General features: G+C 36.4%; 10 protein-coding genes. 6 read left to right on the forward strand and 4 right to left on the reverse strand.

The window, feature by feature from the left end:
* Window positions 1-71 precede the first annotated feature (71 nt).
* From I7822_RS08225 to I7822_RS08245, 5 genes are all read left to right on the forward strand, one after another.
* Window positions 72-1,925 (forward strand): bifunctional homocysteine S-methyltransferase/methylenetetrahydrofolate reductase, encoded by a 1,854-nt coding sequence (locus tag I7822_RS08225; protein WP_207976823.1) that lies wholly within the window; start codon window positions 72-74, stop codon window positions 1,923-1,925.
* Complete coding sequence (gene metH, locus I7822_RS08230; protein ID WP_207976825.1) at window positions 1,918-5,340, forward strand: methionine synthase; 3,423 nt, start codon at window positions 1,918-1,920, stop codon at window positions 5,338-5,340. The genes I7822_RS08225 and metH overlap by 8 nt, the downstream gene beginning before the upstream one ends.
* A 420-nt stretch (window positions 5,341-5,760) precedes the next feature.
* Window positions 5,761-6,387 (forward strand): FMN-dependent NADH-azoreductase, encoded by a 627-nt coding sequence (locus I7822_RS08235; RefSeq protein WP_207976826.1) that lies wholly within the window; start codon window positions 5,761-5,763, stop codon window positions 6,385-6,387.
* A 123-nt stretch (window positions 6,388-6,510) separates the two neighbouring features.
* Window positions 6,511-6,936: a MarR family winged helix-turn-helix transcriptional regulator gene (locus I7822_RS08240; RefSeq protein WP_207976829.1), complete on the forward strand. Its 426-nt coding sequence runs from the start codon at window positions 6,511-6,513 to the stop codon at window positions 6,934-6,936.
* Between the two features lie 215 nt (window positions 6,937-7,151).
* Window positions 7,152-8,027, forward strand: a complete 876-nt coding sequence (locus tag I7822_RS08245) for an SDR family oxidoreductase (protein ID WP_207976831.1) — start codon at window positions 7,152-7,154, stop codon at window positions 8,025-8,027.
* 49 nt (window positions 8,028-8,076) lie between these two features.
* Here the strand turns inward: I7822_RS08245 and I7822_RS08250 are convergent, their stop codons facing one another.
* The 3 genes from I7822_RS08250 to I7822_RS08260 all read right to left on the reverse strand — a co-directional run bounded on the left by I7822_RS08250 (window position 8,077) and on the right by I7822_RS08260 (window position 11,327).
* Window positions 8,077-9,030, reverse strand: coding sequence for an SDR family NAD(P)-dependent oxidoreductase (locus tag I7822_RS08250; RefSeq protein ID WP_207976833.1), 954 nt, complete (start codon window positions 9,028-9,030; stop codon window positions 8,077-8,079).
* A gap of 79 nt (window positions 9,031-9,109) precedes the next feature.
* Window positions 9,110-9,631 (reverse strand): TetR/AcrR family transcriptional regulator, encoded by a 522-nt coding sequence (locus I7822_RS08255; RefSeq protein WP_207976834.1) that lies wholly within the window; start codon window positions 9,629-9,631, stop codon window positions 9,110-9,112.
* Between the two features lie 175 nt (window positions 9,632-9,806).
* The gene (locus I7822_RS08260; RefSeq protein ID WP_207976836.1) at window positions 9,807-11,327 is read right to left on the reverse strand and encodes an alpha-amylase family glycosyl hydrolase; all 1,521 of its coding nucleotides are present in this window, start codon (window positions 11,325-11,327) and stop codon (window positions 9,807-9,809) included.
* A gap of 163 nt (window positions 11,328-11,490) precedes the next feature.
* Here I7822_RS08260 and I7822_RS08265 point away from each other — a divergent pair, with 163 nt between their 5' ends.
* Window positions 11,491-13,251 carry an alpha-glycosidase gene (locus I7822_RS08265; RefSeq protein ID WP_207976838.1) on the forward strand — a complete coding sequence of 587 codons (1,761 nt, stop codon included), beginning with the start codon at window positions 11,491-11,493 and terminating at the stop codon, window positions 13,249-13,251.
* Window positions 13,252-13,254: 3 nt separating this feature from the next.
* Here I7822_RS08265 and I7822_RS08270 read toward each other — a convergent pair whose 3' ends face one another.
* Complete coding sequence (locus tag I7822_RS08270) at window positions 13,255-14,127, reverse strand: helix-turn-helix domain-containing protein (RefSeq protein ID WP_207976840.1); 873 nt, start codon at window positions 14,125-14,127, stop codon at window positions 13,255-13,257.
* Window positions 14,128-14,170 lie beyond the last annotated feature (43 nt).

Raw genomic sequence — 14,170 nt, forward strand, 5'->3', positions numbered from 1 at the left:
GAGGGCTTTTTTTATTATTATATCGATTCATTTTTTCTCTTCACACTACTACATAGATCGGAGGCTTTTCTATGAGCTTTTTGGAAGACTTAAAGAGTAAGATTTTAATTGGGGACGGTGCAATGGGAACAATGCTTTATTCCCACGGTGTTGATCGTTGTTTTGAAGAATTAAACCTTTCTAGACCTGATGATGTTCAACGCGTTCATCAAGCATATATTCAAGCCGGTGCTAACCTTATTCAGACGAACACATATGGGGCAAATGATATTAAACTCTCAAGATACGGCCTAGAGGATGAAATTAGACAAATTAACAAAACTGCTGTTGAAATTGCCAAACGTGCAGCTACTTCTTCAACATATGTATTCGGAACTATTGGCGGTGTTCGTTCATTCAAGAAAAGCGCCCATACACTTGAAGAAATTAAACGAAATTTTAGAGAGCAGCTGTTTATATTACTAAATGAAGATGTCGATGGACTATTACTTGAAACCTACTATGATTTAGAGGAAATGAAAACGGTACTCCAAATTGCAAAAAAAGAAACAAATAAACCAATCATAGCAAATGTATCCCTCCATGAAGCAGGTGTTTTACAAGATGGGACAGCATTAACAGATGCTTTTTCAACTCTCGAAGAGCTTGGTGCGAATGTAATTGGCTTAAACTGCCGTTTAGGTCCATACCATATGATTCAATCTCTTGAGGAGGTTCCACTTCTTGAGTCAGCCTATCTATCTGTATTCCCAAACAGTAGCTTACCTGCTTTAAATGAAGGTCGTTTAGTTTATGAATCTGATGAAGGTTACTTTAAGGAGAGCGCTCTGAAGTTTAGAGACCAAGGTGTTCGCCTAATTGGTGGCTGCTGTGGAACAACACCAAAACACATTCAAGCAATGGCTGAAGCTGTAGGACATCTAACTCCTGTGACAGATAAAAAGGTAAGAGTTCCGAAGCAAGTACAAGTAAATATCACATCTAGTAACACTGGCACACTTCCTCCACTTCAGGAGATTGTAAAGGAAAAACGTTCAGTTATTGTTGAGCTTGACCCTCCGAAGAAGCTTGGAATGAATAAATTCCTCGAAGGAGCACAAGCGCTTCATCATGCAGGTATCGACGCTTTGACTCTTGCAGATAACTCACTTGCTTCTCCACGGGTAAGCAATCTAGCTGCCGGAATTCTCGCAAAAGAAAAAACAGGTGGCAGAGCATTAATTCATATTACATGTCGTGACCGAAACTTAATTGGCTTACAATCGCATTTAATGGGTTTACATTCATTAGGACTGTCTGATGTACTGGCAATTACTGGTGACCCTTCAAAAATTGGTGATTTCCCTGGAGCAACTTCTGTTTATGATGTCTCTTCTTTTGATTTAATTAGTTTAATTAAACAATTCAATGAAGGTGTCTCTTATTCAGGTAAACCATTAGGTGAAAAAACAAACTTCTCAGTTGCGGCTGCCTTTAATCCAAATGTTCGTCACTTAGATAAGGCTGTTGTCAGACTTGAAAAGAAAATTGCCCATGGTGCAGATTATTTTATCTCACAACCTCTTTATTCCAGTCAACAAATTGTAGATGTATATGAGGAAACTAGAAATTTAAAAGCACCTATTTACATTGGGATCATGCCATTGACATCAAGCCGTAACGCAGAATTTATTCATAATGAAATTCCTGGAATTAAACTTTCAGATTCGATTCGAGATAAAATGGCAGCAGCAGGAACAGATAAGGAAAGAGCCCGCCAAGAAGGCCTAGCCATTGCAAAGGATCTTATTGATACAGCATTTGATTTATTTAATGGAATTTATTTAATAACCCCATTTTTACAGTACGACCTTACAGTGGAGCTAACCAATTACATCCATGAGAAGGAAAAACAACTGGCTGAAAGGAAGATTACACATGTGTAGCATCAAAAATGAAATAAAAAAACGGATACTTGTACTTGACGGTGCAATGGGTACAATGATTCAAGCTGCTGATCTTACACCTGATGATTTTGGTGGTGAAGATTACGAAGGCTGTAATGAATATTTAACATTAACAGCACCGAAAACAATTGAAGCGATTCATGAAGCCTATCTTGAAGCAGGCTCAGATATCATTTCAACAAACACATTTGGTGCTACTAGTCTTGTTTTAGATGAATATGATTTAGGTTCTTTCGCCCTTGAACTTAATATTGAATCAGCAAAAATTGCAAAAAAAGCAGCTGAGAAATTTTCCACACCTGAAAAACCAAGATATGTTGCCGGAGCAATGGGTCCAACAACGAAAACGTTATCTGTAACAGGTGGGACAACATTTGATACATTAGTCGATAACTATGAAGAACAAGCAAGAGGATTAATTATCGGTGGCGCCGACTTACTTCTCCTTGAAACTAGCCAGGATATGCTAAATGTAAAAGCTGGATTCTTAGGCATCCAAAAGGCATTTGAAACAACAGGTAAAGAGCTTCCACTTATGGTTTCTGGAACAATTGAACCAATGGGTACAACATTAGCAGGACAGGATATTGAGGCTTTTTATGTCTCATTAGAGCACATGAAACCAATTTCTGTTGGTCTTAACTGTGCAACAGGTCCTGAATTTATGACAGACCATATCCGTACATTATCTGGATTAGCGAATACAGCAGTAAGCTGTTATCCGAATGCTGGATTACCAGATGAAGAAGGAAATTACCATGAATCACCTGAGTCACTTGCCAAAAAACTTGTTGGCTTCGCTGAACAAGGCTGGCTAAACTTTGTAGGTGGCTGTTGTGGAACAACTCCAGAACATATTAAAGCTATTTGTGATGCTGTATCAACGATCAGCCCTCGGAACATTGAAGACGTTTCAAGTGGTCACACTGTTTCTGGAATCGATGCCCTTCTTTATGAAGATGGCATGCGTCCACTATTTGTCGGAGAACGTACAAACGTAATCGGTTCCCGTAAATTCAAACGGTTGATTGCAGAACAAAAATTTGAAGAAGCCTCTGAAATTGCTAGAGCACAGGTGAAAAATGGTGCACATGTTATCGATATTTGCTTAGCAGACCCTGACAGAGATGAGCTTGAAGACATGGAGGCATTCATTCAAGAGGTTGTTAAAAAGGTAAAGGCTCCTCTCGTTATTGACTCAACAGATGAAAAGGTCATCGAAAGAGCATTAAAATATTCTCAAGGTAAAGCAATCATCAACTCAATTAACCTTGAGGACGGTGAAGAACGCTTCGATGCAATTGTTCCCCTTGTTAAAAAATATGGTGGAGCTTTAGTAGTAGGAACCATTGATGAAATTGGGATGGCCTTAACAGCTGAAAAAAAGCTTGAGGTTGCGATTCGTTCACATGATTTACTTGTCAAAAAACATGGTCTTAAGGCGAGTGATTTAATATTTGACCCGCTTGTTTTCCCGGTTGGAACTGGTGATGAGCAATATATTGGATCTGCGAATGAAACAGTACGTGGTATTCAGCTGATAAAGGAACACTTACCAGAATGCTTAACCATCCTCGGCGTTAGTAATGTATCCTTTGGTCTTCCTCCTGTTGGACGTGAAGTATTGAATGCAGTTTATTTATACCACTGTACACAAGCAGGACTTGATTATGCGATTGTAAACACAGAAAAATTAGAGCGTTTTGCTTCGATTCCAAAGGCTGAAATCCAGCAAGCAGAAGATCTGTTATTTAAAACAACTGATGAAACACTCGCTGCCTTTACAGCATTTTATCGAGGAAAGAAAAAGGAAAACAAAAAGCCAGTTAAATCTCTTCCATTAGAAGAAAGACTAGCTCTATATATCGTTGAAGGAACAAAGGAAGGTCTTCTTCCAGATTTAGAATTAGCTCTTAAAAAGTACCCTGATCCTCTTTCGATCATCAACGGACCACTAATGGCTGGAATGGCCGAGGTTGGTGTATTGTTTAATGACAATCAATTAATTGTTGCTGAAGTATTGCAAAGTGCTGAAGTAATGAAAGCTTCCGTATCCTATTTAGAACAATTTATGGACAAGAAAGACGATAGTGGAAAAGGTAAAATTTTATTAGCAACGGTTAAAGGTGATGTTCACGATATCGGTAAAAACTTAGTGGACATTATTTTAAGTAATAATGGTTATAAGGTTGTTGACCTGGGAATAAAAGTAACACCTCAAACACTTATTCAAGCAGTTAAAGATGAAAAACCCGATATTATTGGTTTGTCTGGGCTTTTAGTAAAATCTGCTCAGCAAATGGTCATTACTGCTCAGGACTTACATGAAGCTAATTGCAACGTACCAATTTTAGTAGGTGGAGCTGCCCTTTCAAGAAAATTTACGAGAATGAAAATTTCTCCACAATATACGGGTCCAGTTGTTTACGCAAAAGATGCAATGGACGGATTATCCTTAGCAAATCAATTGCGGACTTCTCCAGAGCTGTTTGCTGAAAAAGAAGCTGCAGTTACTGAAGAATCAAAACCAAAAAGTACGCAGACGAAAGCTGTTACTGAGCTATTAGAAAAGCGTGGTAACCTTAGTGAAGCACCTATCTTTACTCCGGTGGATACTAAGCGTCATTTGATTAAAGATATTGATATTACCCAAATTATTCCTTATGTAAATATGCAAATGCTAATCGGACACCACCTTGGATTAAAAGGAAAAATCAAGGAATTGGTGCAAAAGAAAGATCCAAAAGCATTAGAATTAGTTGAGTTAATTCAAGACCTATTAAAGGATGGTGCCAAAAAGAAATGGTTTAAGCCAGCTGTTGCTTATCAATTCTACCCATCTTATAGTGAAGGAAATAAATTGTATATTTTAGATCCAAATAACACAAATTCGATTTTGGAAACATTTGATTTTCCAAGACAAGAAAAACTACCATACCGTTGTATCTCAGATTATGTTCGCCCTAAGCAGGAAGATGGATTTGATTATGTAGCCATGTTTGCAGTTACAGCGGGCAGCCAAATTCGCGAGTTAGCACAAGGCTTTAAGGAACAAGGAGATTATTTAAAAAGCCATGCTGTTCAAGCACTTGCTTTAGAGCTTGCAGAAGGACTAGCAGAACGAACACATCAGCTTGTTCGCGATCGTTGGGGCTTCCCTGATGCCCCTGACTTTACAATGGATCAGCGCTTTTCAGCTAAATATCAAGGTCAAAGGTATTCGTTTGGCTATCCGGCCTGTCCTGACCTTGAAGATCAAGAAAAACTCTTTAAGCTATTAAGACCTGAAGATATTGGAATTCAGTTAACAGAGGGCTTTATGATGGAGCCTGAAGCATCTGTTACAGCAATTGTCGTGGCCCATCCAGAAGCAAGATATTTTAATGTTATGTAATAACTTTTGAAGAAGAGTCCTGAAACTTTACGTTTCAGGGCTTTTTCTATTTTTAATCGGTCAATCCAGTATTTACCTACATCAAAAGTCTTAAGTCTAATTAATGAGTATACTTCCGACAATCAAATGAATTCATTTCTAGAACAAACAGTTATACTATTCCATAGAAGTTAGGCAACTAACTGGTTCATTGTAGATATTGTTTGAGCTAAAGAATTGACAATAAGAGTTTAAGTAACTAAAATCAAGGATGTTAAAAAGAAAGTGTAGCAACTTCTTTTATAAACTAAACATTAACATGAAACTAAACAAAAATGGTTGCTATAGCAACTATTAGGCATCATCTTGCACTCTTTTAGACTTACAGAGTTCTTATTTTAAAATAGTTGCTATAACAACAAAAATTGGAGGAAAACATTTATGTCAAACGTATTATTTATTAAAGCAAATTCACGCCCTATATCACAGGCTGTCAGTGTTCAATTATATGATGCTTTCTTACAAAGCTACAAAGAATCTCATCCAGAAGATTCAATCACAGAGCTTGATTTATTCAGCGAAAATCTACCTTATTATGGAGTAGATAGTATTAATGGAATGTTTAAATTAGGTAAGGGTATCGAGTTATCTTCTGATGAACAAGCTGCTACAGCAACAGTAAAAAAATATCTAGATCAGTTTTTATCTGCAGATAAAATTGTATTAGCATTTCCACTTTGGAACTTTGCTGTCCCTGCTGTTCTGCATACGTACATGGATTATCTATGCCAAGCTGGAACAACGTTCAAATATACGCCAGAGGGACCTGTTGGTTTACTTTCTGATAAAAAAGTTACTCTTCTTAATGCAAGAGGTGGTGTTTATTCAGAAGGACCTGCTGCTTCAAAAGAAATGGCAGTTAACTATGTTACAACAATTTTAGATTTCTTTGGTATTAACAATGTTACAAATATTATCATCGAGGGACATAATCAATTCCCAGAACAGGCTAGTGAAATTATTGAAAATGGATTAAGAGAAGCAGTAACAGCTGCAAATACTTTTTAAACAGTTCTTCATTAGACCAAAAGGCTTGCCTTTTGGTCTAATTCTATTTTCCTATAAATTGAAATAAGGTATACTTGTAACTAAATTTATTCATTACAAGTAACATTTAGGAGATTAGATGCAATGAAGCTATTTTTAGATGATTATATCAGTATCTTTATCCATCATTCAGATTTAATGTTTACAAATTATGTGAAAAAAAAATTAGCCCCCTTTAACATTGCACCAGAACAAAATTTAGTCATGATGTTACTATGGGAACAAGATGGTCTCAGCCAAAATGAAATTACAGTTAAGCTAAATAAAGATAAAACGAATATTGCTAGAATGTCGCAAGGTCTTGAACAAAAGGGGTTTGTGAAAAAGTTAATCTGTCCAAAAGATCGTCGTGCCCAACGGTTATATCTAACAGAAAAAGGGAGGAATTTAAGTGAACATGTCCTTCCTATTGCAGAAGAATTTCACGAAATTCTTTGTAAGAATATAACAGAGGAAGAGCTTATACAACTAAGAAAGGTTCTTTCTAAAATGAGGGAGAATTTGCAATAATATGCACCTTTATACCAAAAGAAATCTGACGTTTAAGAGGCAGGTTTCTTTTTCATTTTTACAAGGTATTTCTCAGTTATTATCATAACCGCATTTCCTACTTTTTGTTTACCCCCTCCTTTTTTCGGGAATATCAAAACCACTTCACCTAAACATACTTTTAGACGTTTTTTCACATACTACTATACGGCAGTTAATTCGAGGAGGTAATTATATTGAGTAACAATCAACAAAATCAACCGAAACAAACAATGCCGCCACAGCATCAAGATGTACAGCCAGGTCATGAGGATATGATGAATCCAACACCTAAATTTGATGATTCAACCTATACTGGAAGTGGAAAACTTAAAAACAAGGTTGCGATTATTACTGGTGGGGATAGTGGAATTGGACGAGCTGTTGCCGTATTTTTTGCTAAGGAAGGCGCAGATGTTGTTATTTCCTATTTAGATGAACAAAAAGATGCAGACGAAACAAAAAAGCATGTTGAAGAACAAGGACAAAAGTGCCTGCTTGTATCCGGTGATATTGGTGATGAAAAAGTATGCCAGCAAATCGTATCAGAAACAATGAACACATTCGGAAGATTAGATATACTAGTAAACAATGCGGCTGAACAGCATCCCCAACAAGGGATTGAAGACATAACAAGTGAGCAGCTTGAAAGGACATTTCGAACAAACATCTTCTCTTTCTTTTATTTAACAAAAGCCGCTCTTCCACATTTAAAGAACGGTAGTGCAATTGTGAACACCTCATCTGTAACTGCTTATGCAGGTAATGAGCAGTTGATTGATTATTCAGCTACAAAAGGTGCTATTACAACCTTTACTAGATCCTTAGCCCTTTCTCTAGCAGGTAAAGGGATTCGCGTCAATGCTGTGGCACCTGGTCCAATTTGGACTCCATTAATCCCTTCTACTTTTCCGGCTGATCAAGTAGCTACATTTGGAGCAAACACACCAATGAAACGACCGGGACAGCCAGAAGAATTAGCACCAGCTTATGTTTTCTTAGCAAGTGATGATTCTTCTTACATGTCAGGTCAGATGATTCATGTGAACGGTGGAAAAATAGTTAACGGGTAAAAGATCGAATGAGCTAGTTCGACCAAAATTACGAGGGTCACTCTTTGAGTCATCCTCGTTTACTCATTAAAAACCTTAACGTTTCTTCCAGTCCTTTTTTATAAGGAGTAGCTAGAATTGGTCCTATACGGTTCTCATATTTTTCTCCACTCAGTTGAAATCCTTCTTCAGTAAGGTACATAATCTCCACAACCTCTTTCATAAATGAATCAAACAATCCACTTATGCGAATAACCTGTTTATTTAAGGGGATGACGATTTTTCTATTTCCAGTTATATCGCGTGCCATCTGAATGATCTCATCTCCTGAAATCAATCCAAGGCCAGGTATATTCCAATTCTCTCCATAGCTTTCATTTTTTTCAGCAATGTTCACAATCATTTTTGCTGCATCTGGTAAATAGACATATTCCCTTGGTGTTTTTAAGTTCCCGATAAATACTGACATTTTATTTGCTGCTATACCAGTCAATGTAGGCTGTAAATAAGAATTCTGTGAGGTAGGACCATAGTAATCTGGTAGTCTAACAATTAATGGTTTTGCTTTTTTCCATTTCTTATTAAAAACTAACTTTTCGAACTCTACCCTTATCCTACCTTTCTTCGTATGTGGTTGTTTTGGATGATTTTCATTACCTATATCGACTTGATGTCCGTAAACATATATGCCATCTACTATGACTATTTTTTTACCAAGAAAATCTGCCGCCTTCATCACACTTTCACCAAGCAACAGGAGCTTTTCTGCCATTTCTTGATATTGAACGTTAGCACATTGGAACATTACATCCACATCTTCTGCTGCCTCTACAATGGTTTTATACTCAAATATGTCCCCCATCTTATAGGTTAATTGTTGTGTAGCATGGTGCTCGATCATTAATTGTTTTAATTTGCTTTCAGATCGACCAAAAGCTACGACCTTTACACCTCTAGCTAGTAATTCCGCGACAATTGCTTGGCCTGTTCCACCCGTTGCTCCTAATACGATTGCTTTTTCCATTTTAACCACTTCTTTCATTTAATTTTGTGAGTGATTGATCAATTACTAAAGTATTAAAATAAAAACCGACTTTAATCGGTTATTTATTTTGTTCTCCATTAATGAGTTCTGGTAAATCGATAAATGAAGAAATATTACACAAAATTCCTATCGCAAGGAATGTCGTTACTTCTCTCTCAGCATTGTTAATTCCCGCCGAGTGAAATTTATCCAAGGTAAAACTTCTAATGCGTGACAAACCTATTCTCGTAGAATTTCTGATTGATTCTTCTGTTACTGAAAACCCTATTACTTGCAGTGCAATTTCATTCGGATGGGAAGCGGATAAATTTTCATACGCTTTTACCATTTCTTTGACCAAATGCTCAGGCTTCGCCTCTACATCTTTAAAAGTTTGTAGAATTCTTTCAAATGCACGGTCAAGTGCTGCAACAAATAGTTCTTCCTTTGTTTTAAAGAATCGAAAGACATAAGATTGTGAAATACCTGCTTTTTCTGCAATTAGCGCAGTTGTTGTATTATAATAGCCCCTGTCTGCGAATACTTCTAAACCTGCCTCAAGAAGTTCATCCAAACGTTGCTCCTTTTTTTGCCTAACCATCGTTAAAGACTCCCTTTACACAAAAGTAAGTGATTGATCAATTACATAATAAACCACTATGCTTCTTTTTTCAAGTAAATAAATCATAAAGTTTTTTGTGTTGATTATAGAATAGTAGCTAGCAAGGCGTATATCTAACCAAAAAAAGAGCTGACTCATCATCAACTCTCTCCTATTACGAACTATTCCTTTGTCCACGTTTTTTTGCAGCAATTAAAAACAAAATAAATAAAACTGGGATAACGATAAACACACTAATAAACGGTAAATTCAAGCCTTTTTTATCCTTCATTTCATAAACCTCAGCTAATTCACGGTCAATAATAAACTCATATTCACCATTTTCCTCTTCAAAGGAATCACCTGTCACTAAACCTCGAAGCTCCTTATTTTCTGCAATTTCAGAAGCTGGGATTATAACATTTTGTGAAGCAGATGTATTATTGATGGCGACAATAACGGTCTCATCTTCAAATGTCCTTTTAAAAAGAATCATTCCTTCTTTTTCATACAAAACTTGATAATCACCGTTTGTTAAAGCTGGTAAACTCTTTCTAATAGTTGCTAGCTTAGCTATATAATCAATCAGCTCTTCATCAGATTGAAAGTTCATTAATGGTCGATTTTCTGGAGGCTCTCCTCCATCAATAGCTATTTCAGAACCATAATAAACAACAGGGGTGCCTGGAATTGTGTACATATAGGAAAATGCCATTTTTAATCTAATTCCAGGATGTTGTTGATTTTCAATTGATTTTCTAGTAAAACGAACTGTATTATCATTGTCAATATATGTACTCAGCTTTTTTGATGATTGCTCTACTATTTTAGTTACAACTGTAAAAGGTTGATCGATATTTGCAAACATATCTGAAGCTTCTTCAAAAAAGCGTTCATTTAAGAGTGAATGAAACCCGGCCTCTTTGTAAGCAGATATTGTTTCATCTCGATTATCTAGCAATGAACCAAGTAAATAAAAGTTCTTGTTTACCTTTTCAATCTCATCATGAAATAACTGCCAAAATTCCGGTTCAATCGTATCAGCATGGTCAATATAATAGCCATCAATCTTTGTTTCTTCTACCCACCACTTCGCCGCATCAATTAAGTAAGCTCTAGTTTCTGGATTTTCAGTGGCAAGATCAGGAAGCCCTTTATACCATCCCTTTAATCTGTTCTCTTCATTTTGTACGTCTGTTAATTCTACTTCGTCATGAAACCATTGCAGTTTTTTTTCGTCCTCTACCCAAGGATGATTAGGTCCAACATGGTTTGCAACAAACTCTAACATAATCTTCATATCTCTTTTATGTGATTCATCAACTAATCGCTTCAAATCTTCTAAGCTTCCGAAATGCTCTTCTACTTTATTGTGATCCTCTATTAGATCTCCAGCATAACCAGCTGCCTCATTTGCGAAAATTGATGATAGAGCAATTGTGGTAAAACCCATTTCTTGAAGGTAATCTAATTTCTTTATTATTCCTTCTATATCCCCGCCATGATAAGCTTCTGGGTTCTGTGGATCTAGATCATCCCCATCATTATGGGGGTTCCCATTATTAAAACGATCGACAACAACATAATAAATTAATTCTTCCTGCAATGTTTTTTCTTCTTTTTCATCTGCACTTACTGGTAAGGAGTAAAAAAGAAGAAACGGAATTAGTAATAGTTTTAAAGCTTGCCTTCGCATATTCGTTCCGTTCCTCCTAAAATCGCTAATATATTTTGTCTACTATGTTAAGAGTAGCGTTTTCACTCATAGCACGTCAAACTTATATTGGTTAATTTTTTAAATATGTGTCGATTATATTATAGATCGTTAAAATCTGGGAATGGAATATGAAGGAGGAATTATGCTTAAAGAAGCCATTTACCATCGACCAAAAAATCAGTTTGCCTATGCAAGTAATGACGATACGATACATATCCAAATACGGACAAAACGTAATGACATAAATAGTATGTTTCTTTATTATGGTGATCCTTTTGAATTTGAAAACAATAATTGGAGACATTCCTCTGTTCAAATGCAGAAAAGTGGATGTGACGAGTTATTTGATTATTGGGTTGTTGAAGTCATTCCACCACAGCGACGGATGCGATATGCGTTCCATTTGAAAAATAATGAACAAGAGATTTTTTACACAGAAAGGGGATTTAGTGATACTGTTCACGATGATTTTTCAGCTTATTTTTGCTTCCCTTTTCACCACCCATCTGATCGCTTTACTGCGCCAAGCTGGGTTAAGGACACTGTCTGGTATCAAATATTCCCTGACCGTTTTGCAAATGGGAATTCTGAAAATGATCCAATCGGAACTCTTTCTTGGAATAGTACCGAACCAACAGCTACTACGATCTTTGGCGGTGACTTTGAAGGTGTCATCCAATATCTCGATTATTTAGTTGATTTAGGAATTAGCGGAATTTACTTTACCCCTATTTTCAAAGCTCGTTCAAATCATAAATATGATTCGATCGATTATATGGAAATAGATCCTCAATTTGGTGATAAACAAACCTTTAAACGATTAGTTTCTGAATGTCACAAGCATGGAATAAAGGTGATGCTCGATGCAGTATTTAATCACTGTGGTGAGGGGTTTCCCCCTTTCCAGGATGTATTAAAAAATGGAGAAAGCTCTGCCTATAAGGATTGGTTTCATCTTTCTTCAAATCAACCGAATCATGAATCACCGCAATATCATACATTTGCATTTGAAAAATCGATGCCGAAGTTAAACACACAAAACCCAGAATTAAAAAAGTACTTACTTGAGGTAGGCCAATATTGGGTAAGAGAATTTCAAATTGATGGCTGGAGACTGGATGTTGCAAACGAAATTGATCATCAATTTTGGCGAGAATTTAGACAGGCTGTGAAAAACGTTAATAAGGATGTGTACCTTGTTGGAGAAGTATGGCATGATGCTATGCCATGGCTTCAGGGTGACCAATTCGATGCTGTAATGAATTATCCTTTAGCAAATCACCTGCTTCGCTTTTTTGCTTATGATGCGATCGGTGCTGAACAATTTAGTCTTGATCTGCAAGCCTATTTACATCAATATCCAAAAACCGTTCAGGAGGCGGCTTTTAATCTAGTTGGGAGTCATGATACACCTCGCCTTTTAAACCTTGCACGTATGAATAAACAAAAAGTAAAGCTACTAACCGCTTTTCAGCTTAGCTTTACAGGTTCACCCTCAATTTATTATGGTGATGAAGTTGGACTTACAGGTGAGCAAGATCCCGGATGTAGAAAGTGTATGGTATGGAAAAAGGAAGAGCAGGATCATGATATGCTAGAATTTTTTAAAAAACTACTAAATTTACGAAAAAGCTATCCAATTCTAGCAAACGAAGGCACCTTTAAAGTTTTGGAAGCTAGTAATGAACAAAATTATTTATGTTATAGCAAAGAAAATGACAAACAGCTTTTCCTTGCTGTCATGAATAATCATCCTGCTAAACAAACTCTTCCATTGCCACTAGATTTACACGATCAAACCATACTCGATTTATGGAAAATGGAAGAATTCTCAGCACATACTGACCATATTTCAGTTACGCTTGAACCATATGATTTTACGTTTTTACTAATAAATAAGTAGTCTTTAGCCTCTTCTTTCTCGTCGATGGATCACTTTTCTATACTCGAGGGGGCTTAAGCCCTCTAATCTTTTAAAAAGTTTTGAGAAATAAGTTGAATCTAAAATTCCAATCTCTTGGGAGATGCTGGCAACTTTGTCATCTGTTGTTGCCAACTTCTTTTTCGCTTCATTCATTCGATACTGGTTTAAATACATATTTGGTGTAACACCAATAACTTTTTGCATACAGCGTGTAATATAATCTGGGTGAAAGTGAAGGTATTTTGCAATATCCTCCATTTTCACTTCTTCTTTAAAATGTTCCTGTATATATTTTACTGTTTCCTCAACAACTCGTTCAGCAGCAGTTGGAATTTTACATGCTTCTTTTTGCAGATGGAGAAGAAATTCTTGAAAATACAGTTGTTGTCTCAGCTGATAATCTGGTGTTTGATGATTCATACTCATTAAGTTTTCAAAGATATTTTCTACGAACTTCACATTCTCAATCTCTCCAAAACATGGCAGACAAAATCGATAGCTTGATGGGGTGACAAGATCGCCCTCCGATTCTTGAATATCAGACCAATTCTCAATACCTTTATCAACAAGATCATAATTTGAAGGCATTAAAAAATGAAGCCAATAGTATTCCGTTTTTACTTGGCTGCCTTTATGACCAAAGTGTTCAAATCCTGGAACTAATATAATGTATTGTCCCGCGCCTACTGTATATGGAATATCATCCTCTGTCATATACAATTCACCTGATTTAACGTAGATCAAATCAAACACTGTAAATACTCTTCTAAAGTGTTTCGTTCCTTTTTCAAATATTGCATAACCCCCTGTAATTAAGGTAGGAAATGGGGGAATCTTAAATTCAATATAGGACATTGGCGATCTTCCTTATAGTCGTATTTCTCCAAAAATTATCGTA

This window comes from Metabacillus bambusae (assembly GCF_017497975.1).
Lineage (GTDB): Bacteria > Bacillota > Bacilli > Bacillales > Bacillaceae > Metabacillus > Metabacillus bambusae.

Excerpts from the sequence above, each read along its gene's own strand:
- I7822_RS08240 (WP_207976829.1), top strand. The coding sequence starts at position 6,511 with ATGAAGCTATTTTTAGATGATTATATCAGTATCTTTATCCATCATTCA.
- I7822_RS08270 (WP_207976840.1), bottom strand. The coding sequence starts at position 14,127 with ATGTCCTATATTGAATTTAAGATTCCCCCATTTCCTACCTTAATTACA.
- metH (WP_207976825.1), top strand. The coding sequence starts at position 1,918 with ATGTGTAGCATCAAAAATGAAATAAAAAAACGGATACTTGTACTTGAC.
- I7822_RS08260 (WP_207976836.1), bottom strand. The coding sequence starts at position 11,327 with ATGCGAAGGCAAGCTTTAAAACTATTACTAATTCCGTTTCTTCTTTTT.
- I7822_RS08265 (WP_207976838.1), top strand. The coding sequence starts at position 11,491 with ATGCTTAAAGAAGCCATTTACCATCGACCAAAAAATCAGTTTGCCTAT.
- I7822_RS08255 (WP_207976834.1), bottom strand. The coding sequence starts at position 9,631 with ATGGTTAGGCAAAAAAAGGAGCAACGTTTGGATGAACTTCTTGAGGCA.
- I7822_RS08225 (WP_207976823.1), top strand. The coding sequence starts at position 72 with ATGAGCTTTTTGGAAGACTTAAAGAGTAAGATTTTAATTGGGGACGGT.
- I7822_RS08250 (WP_207976833.1), bottom strand. The coding sequence starts at position 9,030 with ATGGAAAAAGCAATCGTATTAGGAGCAACGGGTGGAACAGGCCAAGCA.
- I7822_RS08235 (WP_207976826.1), top strand. The coding sequence starts at position 5,761 with ATGTCAAACGTATTATTTATTAAAGCAAATTCACGCCCTATATCACAG.